The following is a 22,795-nucleotide window of genomic DNA, read 5'->3' as shown; positions in this document are numbered from 1 at the left end:
GCAACCGACGATGAGAGTCGCAGGCAGATGCTTCAATAAAGATCGTTGACGGGACTTGCGTTCGTCTCGCGGGCGTTGACGGGAAGCTGGTACTGCTGCGCGGACGCCGTTAGCGTGATCCCGAGACGTGCGTGGGCATACTGTAGATAACCCGCAATCCGGTGCCGATGTGGCGAAAGGGTGGTTTCCGCATCGGCGATCATACTCGCCGGAGGGGCGAAATCGGGGAGGTTCGGCGGCTCCGGACGGGCAATTGGCAACGGGAATGTAAGCGGCAACTGCTCCTCGACGAGGTGTCCGAGCGGCCAGGAGGAGCGTAGTGCATCGGGCGACAGATTTGCGACATTGACGTCGATGTCGCGGTTCGTGCCGGGGACGCGGTAGGGGCATCTCCTTGCGCTGCAATTACCTTGGTATGCAAACTGCCAGAACGCATAACTCTCCCAGTTACCCTTCGGAAATGCGCCGCGGATCGTGGGCTTGTAACGCGCATACCATAGCGGCAGGCGAGAGAGTATCGGGAGGGTGGTCCGCCGTTCCGCAATGCGCCGGGACACCACTTCGTTGGCGTAGAGAATTGGGTAGCGCCCCGTACGTGCGCGAATATAGGTGGCAAATTTCTCCGCGTCATCGAGAGACATCCATTTCTCGCTGTTGAGCCCCTCGATATCGAGGGCAATCAGTTCGTCATCCTGCGGATCGGCGAAGTCGAGAAAGTGTCGTGCTTGAGCGAGGGGGTTGCCCGCGCGCGCCAGATGATATGCGCCCCATTTCAAACCCAGTTTCTTGGCAAGCGTTCTCCGGGTTCGATAGAGTTCCTTTGAGATCGCGTAGCGCTGCCACGTCTGGCGGCAAAGCGCCCGCTCGTTGTCGGTGCCCCGACAGCGGTATTTGGGGGGCATGCCATCGGAGCCCTTATGGATGAACGCGGTGACGCGCTTGTCCTCCACGATTTCGTGGAAATCGATCACGTTGTGTTCGTAACCGTCCAGGATCAGAGCAAGTTCCGGGCTACCCCACGGACGGAAAAATTCCGAAGCCGACGCGCCTGAAACGTTCGCCACGAAGACGACGGCCAACGCGCTGAACTTTGCCAAAATGCTCATTCTTCGGCACCCCATCTCAAATCATTCCCCAGCGTCAGCCGGGAAGGTTAACAAAACAATAACGGGCTGTCGCCTGTGCGGGTATGTTCATTGACGTTTACGTAAAAAGTAGTTAGCGCTGCTGTGTCATGTGATCATCGCAGCCGGACCGCTTTTTTGGCCGGAGAATCGCCTGGAGAAAATCATGTACAGAGCACCCGTTGCTGAAATATCGCACACTCTGAAGTCGGTCGCCGGCCTTTCGGACGCGCTTGAAAACGGGTTGCTTGGAGATTTGGGCGAGGATCTTGTGAATGCCATTCTCGAAGAGGCGGGCAGATTCGCCTCCGAGGAGATCGCCCCGCTGCATCAGCCGGGAGACTTGGAGGGTGCCAAGGCAACGGACGGAAGCGTGACGATGCCGGAGGGCTACAAGAAACTGTATGCCGACTGGACCGCAGGGGGATGGAACGGCCTGGCGGCGGATCCGGAGTACGGGGGGCAGGGCCTGCCGATGATGATGTCGATGGCGGCGACCGAGATGTGGAACGCCGCGTCGATGGCCTTCGGACTGGTCTCGATGCTGACGACCGGCGCGGTCGAGGCGCTCGAAGCTCACGCCAGCGACGAACTCAAGGCAAAATTCCTTGAGAAGATGATTTCCGGCGAGTGGACCGGGACAATGAACCTGACCGAGCCGCAGGCAGGTTCCGATCTGTCGGCACTGAAGGCCCGCGCCGAACGGGCGGATGACGGCACGTACCGCCTCTTCGGCCAGAAGATTTTCATTACCTTCGGCGAGCACGACTTGACCGAGAACATCGTTCATCTCGTGCTTGCAAGACTTCCGGACGCGCCGGCCGGTACCCGCGGCATCTCCCTTTTTCTGGTACCCAAGTTTCTCGTCAACGAGGACGGAACGCTCGGCGAGCGCAATGACGTGATCTGCCACAGCATCGAACACAAGCTGGGCATCCATGCCTCGCCGACCTGCACCATGATTTACGGCGATGGCAAGTTCGGCGACGGATCAGGTGCGGTAGGCTATCTCGTCGGCGAGGAAAACCGTGGTCTCGCCTGCATGTTCACGATGATGAACAACGCCAGGCTTGCGGTTGGCGTACAGGGCGTGGCGGTCGCCGAGGCGGCGACCCAGAAGGCGCTGGAATATGCCAATGAGCGGCGGCAGGGCAAGGCGCCGGACTGGTCCGACGGCGGCATGAGCCTGATCGTCCTGCACCCGGATGTTCAGCGCGATTTGCTCACCATGTCTGTCCTGACAAGGGCGGCGCGCTCGATCTGCTACGCCTGTGCCCATGCGGTCGACATGGCGGGCGCCCATGATGGGGACGAGGCCCGGTTCTGGAACGAGCGCGCAAGCCTGTTGACGCCTGTTGCCAAGTCCTTCTCCACCGATATCGGATCGCAGGTGGCTTCGATCGGCGTACAGGTGCATGGGGGCATGGGCTTCATCGAGGAGACAGGCGCCGCGATCTACATGCGCGACGCGCGCATCGGGCAGATTTACGAGGGCACCAACGGCATCCAGGCGATCGATCTGGTCATGCGAAAGTTACCGCTGTCCGACGGCGAAAGCGTGAACACCTATTTCGCGGAACTCGACAAGATTCTCGAAGACCTCAAGGCTTCGAACAATCCGGCCTTCGGCGACGCATCCGGGCGCCTGACCGCAGCGATGGGCGATCTGCGCGCCGCGACTGAAGCGATGACCTCGATGACCGAGAGCGGCGACACCGCATCGGCGCTGGCTGGCGCGACTCCTTATCTGCGCCTGTTCGGCCTGACGGCTGGGGGCGTCTACCTTGCCAAATCCGCGCTGGCGGAGTCCTCGACGGACGACCGGGCCACGATGTGCCGGTTCTTTGCGGAAAACCTTGTCGGCGAGACGGCAAGTTTGCGCGACACGGTCGAGAATGGCGCGGCGAGCCTTGGCGAAGCTGCACAATCGCTGGTCGCGTGACCACCCAGGGAGAAGTTCAGATGTCGGATCACGTGCTTGTCGAGCGTCATGGCGCCGTTCAAATTGTGCGCCTTAACCGCCCGGACAAGAAGAATGCGATCACACGAGCCATGTACGCGACGATGGCGGCCGCGCTCACCGATGGCGACGCCGATGATGCCGTTCGCGTTCATGTATTCCTCGGCAGGGAGGGGGCGTTCTCGTCCGGCAACGATCTGCAGGACTTTCTCGCCGTCGCGACCGGTGGCGAGCATGGCGGCGAGGTTTTCGATTTCCTGAAAGCGCTGGCCAGCGCGAAGAAACCGATCGTGTCGGGCGTTGATGGACTCGCCATCGGCATCGGAACGACGATCCACCTGCACTGCGATCTGACATTCGCCACACCGGGTTCGCTCTTCAGGACACCTTTTGTCGATCTGGCGCTGGTGCCGGAGGCGGCGTCGAGCCTGCTCGCTCCGCAAATCATGGGGCACCAGCGGGCATTCGCGCTGCTCGGAATGGGCGAGGGCTTCTCCGCCGAGCAGGCACGGGATGCCGGTCTGATCTGGAAGGTCGTCGAGGCTGGAGAACTAGAAGACGCCGTACTGCGGTCCGCGCGGGACCTTGCCGCCAAGCCGCCAAAGGCGCTTCAGCTTGCCAGGAAGCTTGTCAAGGGGCCGCGCGAACCGGTGATCGAGCGCATCAAGGAGGAGGGTGCCCTCTTCAGCGAACAGCTCACATCGGACGAGGCGAAGGAAGCCTTCATGGCGTTCATGTCTCGCAAGAAGAGCGCCTGACGGCTCGTTTCCGGTTACAGGTCCGACCAGTGCCGCTTGGCTGATTTTAGCCGGTCGAGTAGTGCCACAGCTTCCAGATGCGGCGTCCAGATGAACTGGTCGATAGGCGTCACCGATCGCAGCCGGAATCCGGCATCGACCAGAATGCGCAGATCGCGCGCCAGCGTTTCCGGGTTGCAGGACACGGCCGCGACGCGCTGCACGGTCGAAGCGGCGATCTCGCGCGTCTGCGCTTCGGCGCCGGCGCGGGGCGGATCGAATACCACACCGTCGAAGGGCTTCAGCTCCTGCGCGGTCAATGGCCGGCGCGCCAGATCGCGCTTTTCCGTGGTCACCTGCCTGAGCCCGAAACCGCCGGCGTCACGCACTCCCCGGTCGAGGCTCCGAAGCGCTGCGCCGTCCGCCTCGACTACGTGAACGGTCGACGCTTTGGCGATGCGAACGGCAAAGGTACCGCATCCCGCATAGAGGTCGGCAACGCGTTTGGACTTGGCCATATGATCGCAGACAAGCGCGGCCATGCTTTCTTCCATCGCCGGGACGGCCTGGAGAAAGGCCCCGGGCGGTGGTGAAACGGCGATATCGCCGAATTTCACCAGCGGGCGTTTCAGCTCAAGAACGATCTCCCCATTGACCGTCAAGCGGACGAAGTTCGTCGCGGAAAGGGCATCGGCCGCCCTGCGTTTTGCACCCTCACCGAGCGTGAACTTGCCGTCCACCGCGATATCGAGGCCGGAAACCGTTTCGTTCACCGTGACGTGGACGGTTTTCGCCGGAGGCAGGAACGCGGCTGTCAAGGCCTTTAACTTCGGCCTGCCGGCGTCGATTGCCGGCGAGATCACATGGCATTCGCGGAGATCGACGACACGGTTGCTTCCCGCCTGCAGAAATCCGAGCTGTACGCCCGCATCGGTGCGGATGGCGGAAAAGACTGCGCGCCGGCGGGTATGGGGCTCACAGAACTGGGCAGGTTTGATCGCCGATGTGTCGAGGTTTCGCGAGGCGAAGGCCTTTTCGAAAAGAGATGCCTTCCAGGCGCGGTAGGCCGGCAGCGCCATATGCTGGAGGGCGCACCCGCCGCAGGTTCCGAAGTGGGGGCAGACGGGCTCCACCCGATCGGCTGATGGATCGCTTATCGATAGCAGGCTGGCGCTCCTGCCATCCATGACGATTGTCGCTTCCTCGCCCGGCAGTGTGAAGGGCACGAACACCGGTGCGTCGCCCAAGGAGGAGACGCCGTCACCGCGCGCCCCGAGGTGGCCGATCTGCAGTGTGACGGTCCTGCTCATGCTTTGTGCCCCGCGAGAAGATATTCGCCATTCCCATCGCCGCCGGCGATCGGCGAAGGGCACGTCCCGATGACCCGCCACCCGGGAATGCCGCTGAGCCAGGCTGCGAGATCGGCGGCACACGCCTCGCCGTCGGCCTTTGAGACCAGCCCGCCCTTGCCGACCCGCTCGCGGCCTACTTCGAACTGCGGCTTGACCAGCAGGATCGCATCGGCGCCAGGAGCAGCCAGATTCAGCACGGGTGGCAATGCGAGCTTTAGGGATATGAAGCTGAGGTCGCTGGTGACGATTTCCGGCGCGATCCCGTTCAGGTGATCGGCGTCGAGATCGCGCGCGTTCAGCCCTTCGGTGCTGGTGACGCGGGGATCGGCGCGCAGCATGGGGGCAAGCTGATCCCGGCCGACGTCGATCGCGTCGACATGCTTCGCGCCGCGTTCAAGCAAGACCTGCGTAAAGCCTCCAGTCGATGCGCCGACATCGAGCCCGATCCGCCCCTCGACGGAAATCCCGAAATGCTCCAGTGCGGCCTTCAGCTTCAGGGCGGCGCGGGATACGTAGGGCTGCGCGGGATCGTTCAGGGCGACCTGCGATGTACCGGAGACGATCTGACCGGGCTTCGCGATCAACTGACCGTCAACCGTCACCGTACCACGAAGGATCGCGTCGCGGGCGCGCGAGCGCGAGGCGGCAAGGCCGCGCTCGACGAGGAGATGATCAAGGCGGAGCCCCTTTGGGGTGGCTGGCGTGTTCATGGCGCTTCATTGCCGGGGCGGATGGTGCATGGCAACGGAAATCGGCGTAACCCGGGACCAGTCCTGCCTCTAACCGTCCAGCGGTTCGGTTCCGGCGGGTTTTCCGTCACGGGTCAGCTTGATCTTCTCGATTTTCGCCTCGGCGGATTTCAACAGTGCGTCGCAGCGGTTGCGCAGCGCTTCGCCGCGCTCATAAATGGCGATCGACTCGTCGAGCGGGACATCGCCGCGCTCGAGCTTGTCGACGATTTCCTCGAGTTGCTTTAGCGCAATCTCGAAGTTCATTTCATTTACGTCGGCATGGTTCGGCGTGTCGGCCATCGAATTATCCTTGCATCAGTCTTCGGACATGGACGCTGGCGGAGGACGCCAGCCCTTTCAGGTCGTAGCCGCCTTCAAGCAGGCTGACGAGCCGGTTTTCGGCGTGTCGCGAGGCGGCGTCCATCAGCTTGCCCGTCGCCCAGTCGAAATCGTCCTCGGTGAGGTTGATCTCGGCAAGCGGATCGCGGTGGTGGGCATCGAATCCGGCCGAGATGATGATCAGGTCCGGGCGAAAGGCGTCGATCGCGGAAAGCACGCGCTCGCGAAAGGCCTCGCGGAACTGCTCGCCGGCGTCGTGCGGGTTCAGGGGAGCATTACAGATCGTGCCATGTTCGCCGGTTTGGTTCTTGGCGCCCGTACCCGGATAGAGCGGCATCTGGTGGGTGGAGCAGTACAGGACGGACGGGTCGTCCCAGAAGATGTCCTGTGTTCCGTTGCCGTGATGCACGTCCCAATCAACGATCGCGATCCGTTCGGCGTTGTGCGCCTTTTGGGCGTGCCGAGCCGCGATCGCGGCATTGTTGAACAGGCAAAAGCCCATGGCCCGGTTCTTCTCCGCATGGTGTCCGGGAGGACGGGCGGCGACGAAGACATTGTCGCATCTCCCGGCAAACACGTCATCGACGGCCGCATCAGCCGCGCCGATCGCGTGCAGCGCGGCGTCGTAGCTTTTCGGGCTGACGCAGGTGTCGGCATCGATCCGTGCGATGCCGGTTTCGGGGACTTGCGCGATAACCCGCTCGATGTAGCCTTCCGGATGCGCGTAGCGGATCGTTTCCGGATCCCCGCATGGGGCCTCGGTCCGCTCAAGTTTCTCGAACGAGTCGTCCTGAAGCGCTTCGTTGATCGCCCGCAACCTGTCGGCTCTCTCGGGATGGCCGGGAGGGGTCTGGTGATCGAGAAAGATGTCGTGCGTGTAAAACCGTGTGGTCATGAAGCCGGTGTACCATCATTGCCGCGCCATGACAGCAGTGCAGGCGCGCCATTCGTTCATTTCGGATGTGGCCTTGCGGCAGCCTAGTCCGCGCCTCAGGGCACGATGATCAGCAGCGCGCCGTCTTCCGTCGCGGTCACGATGCGGCCTTCGGTCGCGATGATTGCCTTGTCGACAGGAGCGGGCAGGGCGATGTCGAGGCGGTCGGAGAGTGGAAACCGCAGTCGGGTGCGGTCTTGCGAGGGCAAGACGAGTTCTGCGATTCCGTCTCCGTCGAAATCCATGACGGCAGAAAGTCCGAGCTCCGTTGAGCCCAGGACGTGGTTGGAAAAATCGGTCGCGATATTATTCACCTCGTTGAGCGCGCCATCCTGATAGGTAATCGAAAAGAGACGCCCTCCAATGTGCGGCGTCCGCACCCCGTAGACGGTCGCGGTTCCGTCCGCCGAGCGGATTATTCCGGCAATGTTGAGCCACCGGTTGGGCGCGCCGTTTTCGCTCCCCGCCGCGCGCTCGACAAGTTCGTTTTCTTCCAGTCCGTAGATCACCACTGCGGCCCCACCCGATTGCGACGAGCGGATCGTGACGACCTCGTTGTTTCCGTCGCCGTCGAGGTCCGTTATGCGCGGCGTGATATCCTCGAACACCTGGGTCTCGGGCAACACGAATTCCAGTTTCTTGCCCTGCGAGGTAACTACGATCAGCGATCCGCCTTCGACATCGTCTCCGAGCGCGCCATGCGCATATCTTTCGGTGGGACGGCCGTACCAGGCGTTGCGGATGTCGCCAGCATCGGCAATGTCGATCTGGCCACCAGGAAGGGCGTTTCGCGGCGCGTTGACCGAGGTTTCGCTGAAAGGGGCGCTCGACAGACAAAGACCTTCGGGCGTCGGACAAGGGTCGAGGCGGAACGCCTCTTCTCCGAAGACGGCAAAGCTTCCGTTGACCGTCTGCCTGACGGAGGTGACTTTGGTCGGAAGGCGCATTTCGTAGACATCTGCGGCCCGTGCTTCGTCCGCAGGCACGGCGAGAGCCGCTGCCGCGATGGCGAACGCAATCGCCGCATCAGATGATCTCGGTCGACGATATCCGGATACCGAAACCTTCCAACCCCACATAGTGTCTCTCCCTCGACGCATAGAGCTTGATCGACTCCACACCCAGATCCTTCAAGATCTGAGCTCCAAGACCGATCTCGCGCCATTCGTTTTCCCTCTCGCGCGCTTCCGCATGTTCTTCACTCAGGGGCCGACCGGCGGATTTCGCAACGCCGACCGATCCCTCGCGTAGATAGACCACCACGCCGCGGGGCTCTTGCGCCATGTGCTCGAGCACCCACTGCATCGGCTTGTCCTTGCCGAACACGTCGTCGACGACCGATTCGAGCTGCAACCTGACCGGAACATCGACGCCGTCACGGATGTCGCCGAATACTAGCGCCAAGTGATGCATGGGATCCCAGGGCAGGGTATACGAGTAAGCTTTCGCTGGGCCTGCGACAGTTTCGACATCGAACGTGTCCACGTGCTGGATCAGTGTTTCCTTGCGCTGCCGATACGCGATCAGGTCGGCAACCGATACCTCTTTCAGGCCGTGACTCGATGCGAAGTCATGAACCTGCGGGCCGCGCATGACCGTTCCGTCGTCATTGACGAGTTCGCTGATAACACCAACCGGCGGCAACCCCGCAAGTTTGCACAGATCGACCGCCGCTTCCGTATGGCCGGAGCGCATCAGTACGCCGCCTTCGCGGGCAACGAGCGGAAAGATATGGCCGGGACGGACGAAATCCGGCGCTCCGGCGTTGGGATTGGCAAGATTTCTGACGGTCAGCGTCCTGTCGTCGGCCGAAATTCCGGTGGTCGTGCCGTGCTTGTAATCGACGCTCACGGTGAATGCCGTGGCATGCGGCGCGTCATTGTTGGCAACCATCTGAGCGAGGTTGAGCCGTTTGGCTTCCTCCGGAGGCATTGGTGCGCACACAATTCCCGAGGTATGCCTGACGATGAATGCCAGCTTTTCCGTTGTGGCATGTACGGCGGCGACGATCAGGTCTCCCTCGTTTTCGCGTCCGTCATCGTCCATTACGACAACGATTTCCCCGCGCTCGAATGCGCGCAGAGCGTCGATAACCTTCGCCTGATCGTAAGCCATCTTGTCCTCAGATTCGGCCGGTCTGGCCCCGGTGCCGCAGATAATGGTCAGCGATCGCACAGGCAACCATTGCCTCCCCGATTGGCACCGCCCGTATTCCGACGCAAGGATCGTGCCGGCCCTTCGTGACGATTTCGGTTTCCTCGCCATCGGCGGTGATGCTGCGGGTTGGAGTCAGTATCGACGAGGTTGGTTTGACGGCAAATCGGGCGACGACGGGCTGTCCGGTAGAAATCCCGCCGAGCACACCGCCGGCATTATTGGAGAGGAAGGAGGGGTTTCCGTACTCGTCGACCCGAATCTCGTCGGCGTTTTGCTCGCCGCGTATCCGGGCCGCTTCAAATCCGTTGCCGATCTCCACGCCCTTTACGGCGTTGATGGACATGAGGTTGGCGGCGATCTCTTGATCGAGCTTCGCATAGACCGGCGCGCCGAGCCCTGCCGGGACCCCTTCGGCGACGATTTCGATCACCGCCCCGACCGAGGAACCCTCCTTACGGATACCGTCCAGATACTCCGAAAACGTCTTCACGGCGTCGGCGTCGGGAGTGAAGAACGGATTGCGCTCGATCTCCTCCCAGCTCCAGTGGGCGCGGTCGATCTTGTGGGTGCCCATTGACACCAGCGCTCCGCGCACCCGCATCCCCGGCACGACCTTCCGCGCGATAGCGCCGGCGGCGACGCGTGCGGCCGTTTCGCGGGCCGACGACCGGCCTCCGCCGCGATAGTCGCGAAGACCATATTTCAGGTCGTAGGTGAAGTCCGCGTGTCCGGGCCGGTAACGGCGCGCGATATCGGAATAGTCCTTGGACCTCTGGTCAGTATTCTCGATCATCATGCAGATCGGAGTGCCCGTCGTGACGAGCGTATCGTTCTCTTCCTGCGGCATCACACCGGAAAGAACGCGCACCGCGTCGGCCTCGCGGCGTTGGGTGGTGTATTTCGACTGGCCGGGTTTCCGCTTGTCGAGAAATGCCTGTATTTCCGCCTCCGTAAGCGCGATGCCGGGCGGACAGCCATCGATCACGCAGCCGAGCGCGATGCCGTGGCTCTCACCCCAAGTGGTGACACGGAAAAGGTGTCCGAACGTATTGTGCGACATGCGTATCTTCCAGTTTGCAGATGCTTCTAGTGCAGACGTTAAGCAGATGGGAAGCCCTTTGAAGCTTTCCGGGAAAGGAAAAAAGCTTACGCAAGGGTTAAGCCGATCTTTAACAGTTTCTGCCAGTTTCGCCCGGAATTCTCGATCCGGCGGGAGCGGTCCACATGGCAAAGACGCGAATGATCAGGAAGTTCCTCGAGACGAGGGGCTCGCTGAGACAGTTCCTCAAATGCAACAACGGCAACTTCGGTATTACCTTGGCGGTTCTCTCTCTACCGGTCCTGGCGGCAGTGGGTCTGGCGGTTGATTACGCGCGGTTGCAAGCGGACAATCGCAATCTTCAGCAATCCGTCGATGCAGCTGCGCTGGCGGCCGTGGTGCCGCAGGGCAAGACCGATGCGGAGCGATCACTCATCGCCTCGGACTTCCTGGAGCATAACTTTGAGGGAAATTTCGTCGCGCCTTCGGTCGCGGTTTCCACCGTTGGTGGATATCGTAGAGTCACCGTGTCGGCGAACACGGCACTCAAGACATCGCTGATGAACGTGGTCGGCATCAACAATGTTGATCACGGTGCCAAGGCCGTAGCCGGTCTGCGATCCCTCAAGAATGCGTGCGTCCTCGCTTTGAATACAACGGAGGATGACACGATCAACATGTGGGGTTCGAGTGCGAAAATCGTCGCGAATTGCGATGTTCAGTCCAACTCGTCTTCCCCCAGTTTTGCCATGCGCAACAAGTCGAATGAGACGTCTACAGCAAAAAAATTCTGCACCGTAGGAGGCTACACCGGCACACGGTTCTCGCCACTTCCGGAGACTGGATGCGATCCTATGGTGGATCCATACACCGAACTTCCGGTACCCTCTGTCTCGGGGTGCACCTACAAAGGTCATAAGATCTCGGGCGGAATCGTCTCTCTTAACCCTGGTGTCTATTGCGGCGGGCTCGAGATCAAGGGCGGAACGGTGACCTTCAAGCCCGGTGTTTATGTGATGAAGAACGGTCCGCTGAAGATCGGCGCGAATGCCGCGGTTACAGGTGAGCAAGTCACATTCTATCTCTATGGCAAGAACGCCGTCATGGATATGGGTGGAGGTGCCCAAACCCTGCTCAGTGCGCCCATGACAGGCGACTATGCCGGCCTTCTGGTCGTTCAGCACCCGGGCGCGGCTGCCGGGGCCACAAGCTCGATGAGCGGAGGTTCGGACACACGTTTGATTGGAGTTTTCTATTTGCCGACGCAGAAGCTTTCAATTGGCGGCAGCGGACAGTTCGGCGCACTCTCCCCCTTCATGGGTGTTGTCGCGAACAAGGTCGAATTGTTCGGAAACGGTACCGTCGTTTTCAACCACGACTACGAGAGCGCCGGCTACGGCAACATTGCGCTTCCCGGGACCCCCGTGGCCTATCTGATCGAATAGCATTGGGCGGGGCCGCAAACTTCCTGCTTCACGCAATCCACTTCGCAAGGCTGCCGTCAAAGGCATAGACCTTGTCTTGGGGAACTGGCTCGCTCGCGATCCTGTGCCCATCGAGATCTTCCAAGATGAATCGCGTGGCACGAATGATGCCGCCGTGGCAGACGATCACCGATGGTTCTGCGAGTTCATCGAAAAACGTTGCCATCCGGGCCGCCGCGTCCGCATAGCTCTCGCCGCCGGGCGGAACATGCACCCACTTGTTCTGCTCGCGCCGTGCGACTTCCTGCGGTTCGGAAATCTTAAGGTCGGCCAAGCATTTCTGCTCCCATTTTCCAAAGGTGATCTCGATAAGCCGCTGGTCGATCAGGTAATCGTCGGGTGGAAGGCCCAATTCCGACCGGATGATCTCCATCGTGTGCCGGGCGCGCCCGAGCGGGCTCGAAATGAAGCGCCAATGGAGCGGTGAGGGGGTGAGCGAGGCAAGCAGGGCCCCGTTTCTCTCGGCCTGCCGGTGTCCGCGCGCATTCAACGGGATGTCGACCGTTCCCTGGTAGCGGCCTTCGCGGTTCCAGTCCGTTTCGCCGTGGCGGATCATATAAAACGGTGAACGGGCCATTACTTCCGCGCTGCGGGAGGTCGAGTTCAGTCCTTCGACATGTCGGGCGCGTCGACCGCCTTCATGCCGACAACATGGTAGCCGGAATCCACATGATGGACTTCGCCGGTCACCGACCGCGACAAATCGCTGAGAAGGTAGAGAGCGGCATCGCCGACCTCTTCAATCGAGACGGTCTTGCGCAGAGGCGAATTGTATTCGTTCCACTTAAGGATGTAACGGAAATCACCGATCCCGGACGCAGCGAGTGTCTTGATCGGCCCGGCGGAAAGAGCGTTCACCCGGATACGCTGCGGCCCGAGGTCGACCGCCAGATAGCGCACGCTCGCCTCGAGCGCAGCCTTGGCAACACCCATGACATTGTAGTGCGGCATTACCTTTTCGGCGCCGTAATAGGTCAACGTCAGCACCGCCCCGCCGTTCGTCATCAGCGGTTCGGCGCGCTTGGTAAGGGCCGTGAGCGAATAGACCGAAATGTCCATCGAGCGATTGAAGTTTTCGCGGGATGTGTCGACATAGCGGCCGGTGAGTTCGTCCTTGTCGGAAAAGGCGACTGCGTGAACGAGAAAGTCGAGCCGGCCCCATGTCTTCTCGAGGTGCGAGAACACCGCTTCGACCGTCTCCGGCTCGGTGACGTCGCAATGCCCGGCCACGATAGCGTTGAGTTCCGCCGCCAGTGGCTCGACCCGCTTCTTTAGCGCCTCGCCCTGATAGGTGAAGGCCAGTTCGGCCCCCTGATCGGCGCAGGACTTTGCTATACCCCAAGCAATGGACTTGTTGTTGGCAAGCCCGATTACGAGGCCGCGCTTGCCTTTCATAAGGCCCGAACCGGTGGTCATGGCATAGTTCCTGAAGTCGAAAGTCGTGCGTGTTATGCGGCGAGCATATCGCACAGCACAATGACGCCTTCAAGCTTCATCACACCTGATTGGCGGACGATCAGACTTCGGTTTTCTTGAAGAGCGCTTCCAGCGCCTCGCGTTTTTCGTCCGGCAACTGGATGAGAAGAACGGCAAACAGATCGCCGTGGCCACCCTTCGCATTCGGCAGGCCTTTACCCTTCAGACGAAGCGTCTGACCCGAGGATGCCCACGCTGGAACAGTTAACGCGACTTTCTTTCCATCCGGTAGGGCGAGTGACACCTTCCCGCCCCCGATTGCGGTTTCAAGCGGAACATCGACGTCGACGAAAAGGTCAGACCCGGACAACCGCATTCCATCGGAGGGCCGGATCCGGAGCGTGGCGAGCACGTCGCCGCGGTGCCCGGCAGGGCCAGGCATCCCCTGTCCCTTCAATCGAATGACCTGCCCGTCAACCGCGCCTTTCGGCACGCTCACCGCCACCGTTCGTCCATCCGGTAGTTTGAGGCGCGCCTTTTGGCCGCTCAGCAGGTCGGTAACGCCAACCACCAGGTCGGCTTCGATGTCCTTTCCGCGTGCCGGCTTGGCCGACGCGTTCGCGCGCGCAGCCCCTGCGGGACCGCCGTCCATTCCGGCAAAGGCTCCGCCCGCGCGGCGGGCACCACCGAAGGCGGATCCGAACAGTTCGCTCAGGATGTCTTCGGCGCCGCCGGCCCGGCTCCGGAACTGGAATCCCCGGACGCCCTCGGCCTCGTCGAATCCGTCATACCCGGTGAACGGGTTGCCGCGCTGATAACCGTGGAACGCCTCGCGACCTTCGGCGTCGATCTCGCCTCGGTCGAACTGTTTTCGTTTTTTCTCATCGCCCAGAATTTCGTAGGCGCGCGAAACTTCCGAGAAACGCTCCTGCGCTTTCGGGTCGTTCTTGTTGCTGTCCGGATGGTGCTTCTTGGCAAGCTTCCGGTAGGCAGACTTGATATCTGAAGCGCTGGCCGTCTTTGCGACGCCGAGCACTGTGTACGGGTCTCTCATGACACTCTTGCGCTATCGTTCCACAATTCTGGCCATATATGGATACGGCCCCGGCCGAATTCCAGATTTCCGCAGTGGCGGTGCGGTTTTGCGTCAACCAACCTGTTCAAGGCTTCGCGGCTGCAAAATGCGCGTCCACCACCCGGTCCGGCGATCGAGGCACAGGTCCCCCTGATAAAGCGTCACGCCGTCATAGGCTTCGCGGGTGGCAGAAAACTTTCGGCAGATTTGCCTAGCGACCTCGCGTTCCTCGATCCCCGATATGTCGCCGGACGAGCCGGTCGACGCGTTGGCCCAGGAGAGTGTCGAATCTCCTTCGGCATCCAGATCCGCGGACGTCACGGCGTTGCGAATGGTGTCCTCGTCGAGAATCCGATCCCGCTCCGCGCCTGCTGCGTCGTCGGCCGTAACGAACGGGTCTCGGGTAACATACGGGCTCTCGGCAAGGGCGACGGCGCCGGTTGCGGCCTGTTCCAGACCGCGCCCGGTCATGCTGCAGCCGCCGAGAACCGCGATTACAAGGAGCAGCACACCTTTGCACGTAAGGGCACGCCCTCTACGTTGCACCGTGCAGCCGTCAGCCAGTGTTGTTTGCGTTGCACCGTCCATCTAATATCAACCAGCAAAAGCGGTAACGTTCGCCGCGTCCCGAGCGGAATAATGGCTTCAACAGAGTTAAGAAAAGCTGACTTCACGACCCGTCAGGACCCGTTGCCCCTGTTTGGGGATTGGCTCGACGAGGCTGGCGAGGCCGAGCCCAACGATCCAAACGCCGCGGCCCTGGCGACGTGCGGGGCCGACGGCCTCCCCGACGTCCGGATGGTATTGCTGAAAGGTTTCGATGCGCGCGGGTTCGTATTCTACACGAATTTCGAGAGCCGGAAGGGCGAGGAACTTCGCGAGAACATGCAGGCGGCGATGTGTTTTCACTGGAAGTCCCTGCGCCGGCAGGTGCGCCTCCGCGGGCCGGTCGCACAAGTGAGTGACGCCGAAGCTGACGAATACTTTGCCTCGCGCGCCCGGGCCAGCCGCATCGGCGCGTGGGCGTCGAAGCAGTCGCGCCCGCTGGAGAGCCGTTTCGCGCTGGAAAAGGAGGTCGCCAAGTACACCGCGAAGTTTGCTGTCGGGGATATCCCCCGCCCGCCGCATTGGTCGGGCTTTCGCATTGCGCCGGTCTATATCGAGTTCTGGAAGGACGGCGCATTTCGGCTGCACGACCGGATCGTGTTTCAGCGGGAGCCGGAAGAAGAAGTCTGGACCAAGACCCGGCTTTACCCATGAAAGGGTCACGCGCGGAACACTCATCGGCAAGTTTCGACGTGATCCCCAGAGAAAGAGGCAATTTCTTGTTACCGAACCCAGTTTGCAGACAAGTTTCATAAAATGCGAAATTCTGCCGCGAACGCATAGGGTTGGATGGTTAATTTTAACGATTAACGCAGCGTTTATTTGACGGTGTGAAAGTTTACGGAATATTAAGGACTTTGATAATCTCGCAGAATTTTCAGGAGTTGAGTTGTGAACAAGATCGCGAGACTGCTTGACGAGCCGCACAAGTCCAGTATCCCGGCCGTCGAAGGCAATGGACCATCAGATGCGGAGTCCGCCGGCCTGAACGTAATGGCCTCGGATAACGGTGGCTCCGATCTGGATATGGTTGAATTGGACAAACTCGAACAAAGTCTTGCGCTGGAGATAGAGCGCGAATTCGGACATGCGCACGAAGAAGAGCCGCAGAATTCCGAAGAAACGGCGGAAGCGCCGCGCAATGAAGATTCCGTTCGGCTGCTCGACATTAAGCGGAAACGCGCGATGAGCGCCGATATCGAGCAGCGCGTCCGCGAGGGGGCGACGCTGTTCGGGTCGCTCACCAAGCAGGTCGCGATCCTCACCGGCTACCTGGACAAGACGGAAGGGGACCTCAAGCGGCTTGAGAAGGTGGAGGCTAACGCCAACAGGCTGCGTATCGCCAGCGAGAGCATCTCCCGAAAGAACCAGGAAATGCGGTCCACCCTGGACGATCAAAAAAAGCGGATCGCACTTCTTGAAGGGAAAATTGCCGCCTTGCGCGAATCCAATGAGCAGGCGCGCACGAACCTCGCGAGGCTCACAGAGGAGAAGCGGGTCGCGAGTGTCGACCTATCCGGCTTGCGCGGCGAGATTTCCCGTCTCGAGAGCGACCGGGAGTCGCTCGCCGAGCGTCTCGACAACGCTGTCAGCGAACATTCCGAACTGAGGCAGTCGCTCGAGCAACTCCGCGAACGCGAACGCGTCACCGCTGACGAAGCCCGGCAAAAGGACGAGGAAATCGCGCGGCTCACCGAAGAGCTCGAGGAGATGCGGGAAAGCAGGAAGCAAAAGGCCATCGACCTCGAGGAATTGAAAAGCCGCAACGCCACGCTTGAAACCGTGAGCACCGAGCAGAAATCGCGCATCGACGAATTGGTGTTCGAGTTGGAGTCCGGGCGCAAGGAATTCGACGAGATCATTCGTCTGAAACAGCAGCGGATTCTGGAACTCGAAGCCCGTACGGAAGGGCAGGCGAAGTCGCGTCACGAGCTAAGCGAAGACATGACGCCGTCGATGTCTTTCGATCCGGCTAAGGAGCGTTCCCGCGTGGAAACCGCAAAGCCTTCGAAAGATGGAAAAGATGGAAAAGCGCGGGCAAAGACCCCCGCAAAGGTCACGGCGAAATCCTGATCCTTCGCCCGGGCGTTTTGACGAGGGTCAAGACGCCCCGCCTTTCCCGTGATAGGTTTTTACGACCACGGATGCGGGAGTTGCGGCGATGGCGTTTGAAGAGTGGATTACACGGCTTAATATGCTGTTCTCCGAGATGGAGAACCAGCCCGAAGACAATCACGAACTGCTCGAACAGATCCATCAGGAACTCAACCGGATGAAAGCGACGGGGCAGCCGCTTCCCGCCGACCTCGTTGCGCTTGAAGAGCGGCTTGACCGCGAGTTCATCCGCGCGGGCCACAAGCGTCCGGCAGGCTCCTCGCGAACCGCCGATCAGGCATAAAAAAGTTCTGTCAACCCCCCTGGAACCAATTTCTGTTGCCTCCGTTACACCACGTGAAAGGAGTGCAACGAATGGAACCGCTTGTTGCCGTGATGATGATCCTGGGATGCGACGACGCGATGATGGTGTGCCGCCAGGTGCCGGAGCCTACACCTCAGTACGCCAATATCGAGGCCTGTGAGAGTGATATCGATCCGCGCATTCGCCAGATCGACGGTTATCCGGTCGCGGTCGCCGAGTGCTTCGAACTTCCGCGGGAGACGGCCACCACTGTATCGTTCGACTGGCGTGTCGACCGTGTGGGCAATCTGTACATAGAACCGCGCCAAAACGACAGCGCCGAAATTGCCGTTCGTGTTGAAGCGGCCTTCGCCGACGACGCTTGAACGAGAAAGAGTTTCATGAAAACGCAAGGCCGGGTATGCGCCCGGCTTTCTGTGTAGGGACTGGTCCCTGGCCTCGGCCTCGCCAGCAGACCGCTGACAAATCCGCAGTCTCACGCCAACCGGATGGCTGACATGCAGTTCCCCAGCCGGCCTCGCCTTGCCTTACTAGTCTTCCTCGCGTTTCTCGGGGTAGCGTCTCCAGTTGCAGCGCAACAGGGCGAGGCAATCTCCACTGGCAGGGAAACTGTCTCGGACGCCGAAATCGACGCGCGCATAGAGGGCATCCTTGACGAGATCGACGGGTTGCAGGCCGTTTCCGCGACCGTGCGGGCCGGTGTGGTGACTCTCCACGGCAGCGTCGCGGAAGCCTCCCTGAGAGATCAGGCGACGGAACTTGCGAACCGCGTAAATGGGGTAGTGGCCGTTTCCAACGAGATTTCCGAGGCAACGTCGGTGTCCGAGCGTTTGACCCCGGTTTATGACCGGCTGGCTCAGCGCGCACTGCGAACTGTCGGATATCTGCCGCTGTTCGCCGTTGCCGCCGTTTCCGGCGCGCTGGTGTTCGCCGGAGGGTTGTTTATTGCGGGACGTGATTGGCCTTGGAGGCGCGTGGCGCCCAATGCCTTCATCGCCGATCTCCTGCGCCAGCTCGTCCGGCTGGCCTTCCTTGTTCTCGGCGCGGTCCTGGCGCTCGACATCCTCGACGCGACCGCATTTCTCGGAACCATTCTCGGTGCCGCCGGTATCGCAGGTCTCGCGATCGGCTTCGCGGTGCGGGACACGGTGGAGAACTACATCGCCTCGATCCTGCTTTCGATCCGCCAGCCGTTCCGGCCCAAGGATTACATCCTCATCGAGAGTTACGAGGGGTTCGTCATCGGCCTGACCTCGCGTGCCACCATACTTCTCGATCACGACGGCAATCACATCCGAATTCCCAACGCGACCGTCTTCAAAAGCAACATCACCAATTTCAGCCGTAACCCGCAGCGCCGGTTTCTCTTTCGCCTCGGCGTCGACGCCGAGAGCAACCTCGAACGGGCGCTGGCGGTCGGAACAGAGCAATTGCGCAAGCTCGATTTCGTTCTGGCCGATCCGCGCGCCGACGCCTGGATAGAGGAGGTCGGGGACTCCAACGTCGTGCTGACCTTTGCCGGGTGGATCGATCAGAAATCGACTGACTTCGTCAAGGCGCGTTCCGAGGCCATGCGGCTCGTGAAGCTTCGCCTCGAGGAAACGGGCTTTACATTGCCGGAACCGATTTACCGGCTGCGTTTCGACACGCCTCCGTCGCTGGACGGGAAGCAGGCGGCCGCGGTCGCGGATGTGTCGAAACCGGGCGGAGAGGCGGGCGCACCGGAAACCAAGAACGCAAGCGACACCACCCCTGACACGGCGGTTGTCCAGAAAGTGGACGCGGAACGCGCCGAGGCAGCCCCGAAGGACCTGCTTGATGATAGTGCGCCGAACGAGATACCCGGATAGCCGGTAAGGCCGGGCTTCGGGGCGAGGCTGGTACTCCCAACGGGAATCGAACCCGTGTTTCCGCCGTGAGAGGGCGGCGTCCTGACCGCTAGACGATGGGAGCGCCGGTCATCGGGATTGCCCCGAACCGTTCCGATATAAGCCGCGGCCGCCCCGTTTTCAATCGCGCTAGGCGTACCGACCGGCCGACGCGATCGCGACGACCAGGACGCCGAGCGTCAGGTTAAGCGCCACGAGTTTCCGGATTGCACCAAGCGCGTCGGCGGCGTCGGCGATCGCCCCGCTATCGACCGCCTTCCTGAAGCGCTGCCAGGGGCGCATGACGAGGTAGAGATAAATCGCCGCCATCGCCAGGCCGATTGTCAGCATCAGGTGCACCTGGACCGGCGCTCCCGAAAAACCGCCGAAAACCGTGAAAATCATGGCAAAACCGGTGGCGATGAGCGTCAGAGCGGCAATCCCCGCCCATGGCAGGAATTGCCCGAAGACCCGCCGCCAGAGGCCGAGCCGCGCGGGCGGCTCCAAGGGGCCGGCCGCCGGACGCAGGATCAGATAGGCAAAGGCCATCCCGCCGACCCAGAATACCGCCGCGAGCAGATGCGCCGCAATCAGTATCATCGTCATCGCTTGCCCTCCGGTTCGCGGTCCAGAGACCGCGTCTGTGTCCGAAGGTCAAGACAACGGAAGAGGGCCACCGCGTGCCTGTTCAGATCTCCGTAACGGCCTCGCCCAGCATGTCGCGCACCTGGCCAGCGAGCGACTTCAGTTCATCATTGGGGATGGCCTGCATTGAGGAAACCGGATCGATGGCCGAGACCATGACCTCGCTATCGCCGGTCGAGCGAACGATGACGTTGCAGGGAAGCATCGCGCCGACCTGCGGCTCCAGCTTGATTGCCTCGTTCGCCATCTTGGGGTTGCAGGCGCCGAGGATGAGATAATCGGGCAGGTCCACGTCGATCTTCTTCTTCATCGTCGCCTTGACGTCGATCTCGGTCAGGACCCCGAAGCCCTTGTCGCCCAGCGCGGCGCGGGTGCGCTCGACGATCTTGTCGAAGCTTTCTCCGGTGAAGGTACGGTCGATCGTGTAGCTCATAACGGCCTCTCGGGTTGGGATGGAGCGAAACATATAGGAATGTGTGAATGTGACGGCAAGCCGCCGTTGGTTTCTCTTTCGTAAGCGGCAGGCCGCTATCCGGGCCTCTTCGAAAGCGGCAAGCCGTTGTCCGTGTCCGTCCGTGCGGAGGCGTTCACGCGCAACGGAGCCGCCGTGAGTTTGCAAATAACATGGGAAGCGGGCGGTCGTCGTCTCGCTTCTATGAATATGTTTGGTGCGATCGGATCGACCGCCCGCCGGTGTTCTCACCCGCCTCCCGGCCACGGCTCGCGGTCCCGTGGGACCGGCCGAAAAGCTGAAGGCTAGGGCCCGGCCGTAAGCTCTTGCCAGGCCGCATACCTTCTTGCGTTCCCCGGCCGGCACCGCATCCCTCCGCCTGATCGTCCGGTTCTAGACCCGGCTTCCCGTGGAGGAACGTCCGGCAAGTATGCACGAGGTCTCAGAGGTGTGGATAAGTTTTCGGTAGAAAAATTGAAATAACGAGACGGGACAAAGGGTTAGAGGAAATAGTCAAAAAACTTATCAACGTCCCGGAATTCTTCTCCGCCCTGCGAGGCTCCGTCTCGCGGCGCGGCAGGCTTGTCCAAGATCAATGTCGGTCGGCAGCCGATCGGCAATGTTGGGTGACCCGACCAAGAGATGGCTCAGGAGACATACATGACCGACAAGTCGATTCAGGATGAACTGGCGCACCGGCGTGACGAACTACGCTTGCAATTGCACCTCGCCTCAATGGAGGCGAAGGAGGAGTGGGACGAACTCACGCACGAATGGGATAAATTCGTTTCGCGATCACAGCTCGACAAGAGCGCAGAGGAAGTTGGCGAGGCCGCCCGGCATCTCGGGCTCAAGCTGAAGACCGCCTTCGACCGGATGCACAAGGGAAAAGGCTGACTGCCACAACCGCGCGCCGGGGCAAGGACAAGCAAGACGTAATTTTGAACTTCAGCGCGATGCGGCGATTACAGACACAATACGGAAAACTGTCTGTAACTGCGCCGCCTACCGCTCGGTGCCGCCGACGGTCATGGCGTCCATGCGGAGATGCGGCTGGCCGACCCCGACCGGCACGCCCTGACCGGCCTTCCCGCACATGCCGATGCCGGTATCGAGCGCCATGTCGTTGCCGACCATGGAGACGCGGTGCATCGCGTCCGGCCCGTTGCCGATCAGCATCGCGCCCTTGACCGGGTAACTCACCTTGCCGTTCTCGATCATGTAGGCCTCGGTGCATCCGAACACGAACTTGCCGGACGTGATGTCGACCTGTCCGCCGCCGAACGAGACGGCATAGAGGCCCTTGTCGACCGAGGCGATGATCTCCTCCGGCGTCTTGTCGCCGCCGAGCATGTAGGTGTTGGTCATGCGCGGCATCGGCACGTGAGCGTAGGACTGGCGGCGACCGTTGCCGGTCGGCTTGACGCCCATCAGCCGCGCGTTCTGCCGGTCCTGCATGTAGCCGGTGAGCTTGCCGTCCTCGATCAGCACATTGTAGCCGGACGGCGTGCCCTCGTCGTCGATGGACAGCGAGCCGCGCCGGGTTTCGATCGTGCCGTCGTCGACCACCGTGACGCCCCGCGCGGCGACCTGCTCGCCCATCAGCCCCGCGAAGGCCGATGTTCCCTTGCGGTTGAAGTCGCCCTCGAGCCCGTGCCCGACGGCCTCGTGCAGCATTACGCCGGGCCAGCCATTGCCGAGCACGATGTCAAAGGTGCCGGCCGGAGCGGGCTTTGCATCAAGATTGACCAGCGCCTGGCGGAGTGCCTCGTCGGCACCGTACTGCCAGCGGTCGGTGGCCACGAACTCGCCAAAGGCCTGGCGTCCGCCCATCCCGTGCGAGCCGGTTTCCTGGCGGTCGCCGTCGCCGACGACGACCGAGATGTTAACGCGGGTGAGAGGCCTTATGTCCTTGGCGAAATGGCCGTCGGCGCGCAGGATCTCGACGACCTGCCAGGAGGCAGAGAGCGAAGCGGTGACCTGACGGACGCGCGGATCCTTGTTGCGCAGATAGGCATCGATTTCCGTCAGCAGCTTCACCTTGGCCTCGAAGGACGGTTCACCAATCGGGTTGCCGTCGCCGTAGAGCTTGCGGTTGGTGCGCGGCGGCGCGTCGGAATAGGCACCCGAATGGCCGGTGGTGACAGCGCCGACCGCGTCGGACGCCCGTTTCAGCGCGGCGAGGGAGAGTTCTCCCGATTCGGCATAGCCGACAGCCTCACCGGCGACGGCGCGCAGGCCGAATCCGCGCCCGGTGTTGAACGAACCGGTCTTCAGCCGGCCGTTGTCGAACATCAGCGTTTCGGATTCGGCGTGTTCGAGAAACAATTCGCCGTCGTCGGCCTTCGCCAGCGTTTCCGCGACGAGTCCCTGAAGGCTCTCCTTCGACACGTCGAACGAATTGATCAGGTCTGGAACGGCAGTCGTTTCGGCGCTCATGACATCTCCTTTGGGTCGC

The 22,795-nt window shown here is 61.4% G+C and carries 23 protein-coding genes, 1 tRNA gene and 1 pseudogene; 9 read left to right on the top strand and 16 right to left on the bottom strand.

From position 1 onward, the window contains the following. Positions 1–32: 32 nt before the first annotated feature. Positions 33–1,106 carry a glycoside hydrolase family 25 protein gene (locus LC298_RS14830; RefSeq protein WP_158284780.1) on the bottom strand — a complete coding sequence of 358 codons (1,074 nt, stop codon included), beginning with the start codon at positions 1,104–1,106 and terminating at the stop codon, positions 33–35. Between the two features lie 184 nt (positions 1,107–1,290). On the opposite strand from LC298_RS14830, the gene LC298_RS14825 reads away from it, so the two are divergent. Together LC298_RS14825 and LC298_RS14820 are read left to right on the top strand one after the other, a co-directional pair. Then, entirely contained in the window at positions 1,291–3,066 is a 1,776-nt protein-coding gene (locus LC298_RS14825) for an acyl-CoA dehydrogenase family protein (RefSeq protein WP_131569694.1), read from the top strand. A 20-nt stretch (positions 3,067–3,086) separates the two neighbouring features. Then, positions 3,087–3,842, top strand: a complete 756-nt coding sequence (locus tag LC298_RS14820) for a crotonase/enoyl-CoA hydratase family protein (protein WP_131569696.1) — start codon at positions 3,087–3,089, stop codon at positions 3,840–3,842. 14 nt (positions 3,843–3,856) lie between these two features. Here LC298_RS14820 and LC298_RS14815 read toward each other — a convergent pair whose 3' ends face one another. From LC298_RS14815 to aroC, 7 genes are all read right to left on the bottom strand, one after another. After that, positions 3,857–5,131, bottom strand: coding sequence for a class I SAM-dependent RNA methyltransferase (locus LC298_RS14815; protein ID WP_131569698.1), 1,275 nt, complete (start codon positions 5,129–5,131; stop codon positions 3,857–3,859). Further along, complete coding sequence (locus LC298_RS14810) at positions 5,128–5,883, bottom strand: TlyA family RNA methyltransferase (RefSeq protein WP_131569700.1); 756 nt, start codon at positions 5,881–5,883, stop codon at positions 5,128–5,130. The genes LC298_RS14815 and LC298_RS14810 overlap by 4 nt, the downstream gene beginning before the upstream one ends. A gap of 69 nt (positions 5,884–5,952) precedes the next feature. Beyond that, positions 5,953–6,204: an exodeoxyribonuclease VII small subunit gene (locus tag LC298_RS14805; protein WP_131569702.1), complete on the bottom strand. Its 252-nt coding sequence runs from the start codon at positions 6,202–6,204 to the stop codon at positions 5,953–5,955. 4 nt (positions 6,205–6,208) lie between these two features. Beyond that, the gene (locus LC298_RS14800; protein ID WP_131569704.1) at positions 6,209–7,138 is read right to left on the bottom strand and encodes a histone deacetylase family protein; all 930 of its coding nucleotides are present in this window, start codon (positions 7,136–7,138) and stop codon (positions 6,209–6,211) included. A gap of 95 nt (positions 7,139–7,233) precedes the next feature. After that, positions 7,234–8,163, bottom strand: coding sequence for a hypothetical protein (locus LC298_RS14795; RefSeq protein ID WP_223385688.1), 930 nt, complete (start codon positions 8,161–8,163; stop codon positions 7,234–7,236). A 40-nt stretch (positions 8,164–8,203) separates the two neighbouring features. Beyond that, positions 8,204–9,292, bottom strand: coding sequence for a 3,4-dihydroxy-2-butanone-4-phosphate synthase (gene ribB / locus LC298_RS14790; protein ID WP_131569708.1), 1,089 nt, complete (start codon positions 9,290–9,292; stop codon positions 8,204–8,206). 7 nt (positions 9,293–9,299) lie between these two features. Beyond that, on the bottom strand, positions 9,300–10,394 hold the full coding sequence (gene aroC, locus LC298_RS14785) for a chorismate synthase (protein WP_131569710.1): 1,095 nt from the start codon (positions 10,392–10,394) through the stop codon (positions 9,300–9,302). A 164-nt stretch (positions 10,395–10,558) separates the two neighbouring features. Between aroC and LC298_RS14780 the strand changes: the two genes are divergently transcribed. Continuing rightward, positions 10,559–11,818, top strand: coding sequence for a pilus assembly protein TadG-related protein (locus tag LC298_RS14780; protein WP_131569712.1), 1,260 nt, complete (start codon positions 10,559–10,561; stop codon positions 11,816–11,818). 28 nt (positions 11,819–11,846) lie between these two features. Here LC298_RS14780 and LC298_RS14775 read toward each other — a convergent pair whose 3' ends face one another. From LC298_RS14775 to LC298_RS14760, 4 genes are all read right to left on the bottom strand, one after another. Then, complete coding sequence (locus LC298_RS14775; protein ID WP_131569714.1) at positions 11,847–12,434, bottom strand: histidine phosphatase family protein; 588 nt, start codon at positions 12,432–12,434, stop codon at positions 11,847–11,849. A 26-nt stretch (positions 12,435–12,460) separates the two neighbouring features. After that, entirely contained in the window at positions 12,461–13,273 is an 813-nt protein-coding gene (gene fabI / locus LC298_RS14770) for an enoyl-ACP reductase FabI (protein WP_131569716.1), read from the bottom strand. Between the two features lie 100 nt (positions 13,274–13,373). After that, entirely contained in the window at positions 13,374–14,327 is a 954-nt protein-coding gene (locus LC298_RS14765) for a DnaJ C-terminal domain-containing protein (protein ID WP_131569719.1), read from the bottom strand. A gap of 93 nt (positions 14,328–14,420) precedes the next feature. Next, positions 14,421–14,858 (bottom strand): RT0821/Lpp0805 family surface protein, encoded by a 438-nt coding sequence (locus LC298_RS14760; protein WP_223385687.1) that lies wholly within the window; start codon positions 14,856–14,858, stop codon positions 14,421–14,423. Positions 14,859–14,987: 129 nt separating this feature from the next. Between LC298_RS14760 and pdxH the strand changes: the two genes are divergently transcribed. The 5 genes and pseudogenes from pdxH to LC298_RS14735 all read left to right on the top strand — a co-directional run bounded on the left by pdxH (position 14,988) and on the right by LC298_RS14735 (position 19,223). Then, positions 14,988–15,608 carry a pyridoxamine 5'-phosphate oxidase gene (gene pdxH / locus LC298_RS14755; RefSeq protein ID WP_131569723.1) on the top strand — a complete coding sequence of 207 codons (621 nt, stop codon included), beginning with the start codon at positions 14,988–14,990 and terminating at the stop codon, positions 15,606–15,608. Positions 15,609–15,845: 237 nt separating this feature from the next. Further along, positions 15,846–17,027: a coiled-coil domain-containing protein gene (locus LC298_RS14750; RefSeq protein ID WP_131569726.1), complete on the top strand. Its 1,182-nt coding sequence runs from the start codon at positions 15,846–15,848 to the stop codon at positions 17,025–17,027. An 88-nt stretch (positions 17,028–17,115) separates the two neighbouring features. Beyond that, positions 17,116–17,295 (top strand): annotated as a pseudogene (locus LC298_RS14745) (hypothetical protein); the annotation flags it as partial. Positions 17,296–17,423: 128 nt separating this feature from the next. Next, positions 17,424–17,738 (top strand): hypothetical protein, encoded by a 315-nt coding sequence (locus LC298_RS14740; protein ID WP_131569730.1) that lies wholly within the window; start codon positions 17,424–17,426, stop codon positions 17,736–17,738. A 132-nt stretch (positions 17,739–17,870) separates the two neighbouring features. After that, a complete protein-coding gene (locus LC298_RS14735) occupies positions 17,871–19,223 on the top strand; it encodes a mechanosensitive ion channel family protein (RefSeq protein ID WP_199223303.1) in 1,353 nt (450 codons plus the stop codon). Between the two features lie 28 nt (positions 19,224–19,251). On the opposite strand, the gene LC298_RS14730 is transcribed toward LC298_RS14735, so the two are convergent. The 3 genes from LC298_RS14730 to LC298_RS14720 all read right to left on the bottom strand — a co-directional run bounded on the left by LC298_RS14730 (position 19,252) and on the right by LC298_RS14720 (position 20,319). Next, a tRNA-Glu gene (locus tag LC298_RS14730) sits at positions 19,252–19,326 on the bottom strand. 65 nt (positions 19,327–19,391) lie between these two features. Beyond that, positions 19,392–19,847, bottom strand: coding sequence for a CopD family protein (locus LC298_RS14725; protein WP_131569735.1), 456 nt, complete (start codon positions 19,845–19,847; stop codon positions 19,392–19,394). An 82-nt stretch (positions 19,848–19,929) separates the two neighbouring features. After that, complete coding sequence (locus LC298_RS14720; protein WP_131569737.1) at positions 19,930–20,319, bottom strand: DUF302 domain-containing protein; 390 nt, start codon at positions 20,317–20,319, stop codon at positions 19,930–19,932. A 678-nt stretch (positions 20,320–20,997) separates the two neighbouring features. Between LC298_RS14720 and LC298_RS14715 the strand changes: the two genes are divergently transcribed. Beyond that, positions 20,998–21,234, top strand: coding sequence for a hypothetical protein (locus LC298_RS14715; protein WP_131569739.1), 237 nt, complete (start codon positions 20,998–21,000; stop codon positions 21,232–21,234). Positions 21,235–21,342: 108 nt separating this feature from the next. Here LC298_RS14715 and tldD read toward each other — a convergent pair whose 3' ends face one another. Then, positions 21,343–22,776, bottom strand: coding sequence for a metalloprotease TldD (tldD, locus tag LC298_RS14710; RefSeq protein ID WP_131569741.1), 1,434 nt, complete (start codon positions 22,774–22,776; stop codon positions 21,343–21,345). Between the last annotated feature and the right edge of the window lie 19 nt (positions 22,777–22,795).

It is taken from the genome of Oricola cellulosilytica, assembly GCF_019966575.1.
Classification (GTDB): Bacteria; Pseudomonadota; Alphaproteobacteria; order Rhizobiales; family Rhizobiaceae; genus Oricola; species Oricola cellulosilytica.
Note: the sequence above shows the minus strand (reverse complement) of the source record. Positions and strands in the feature narration are given on the sequence as shown.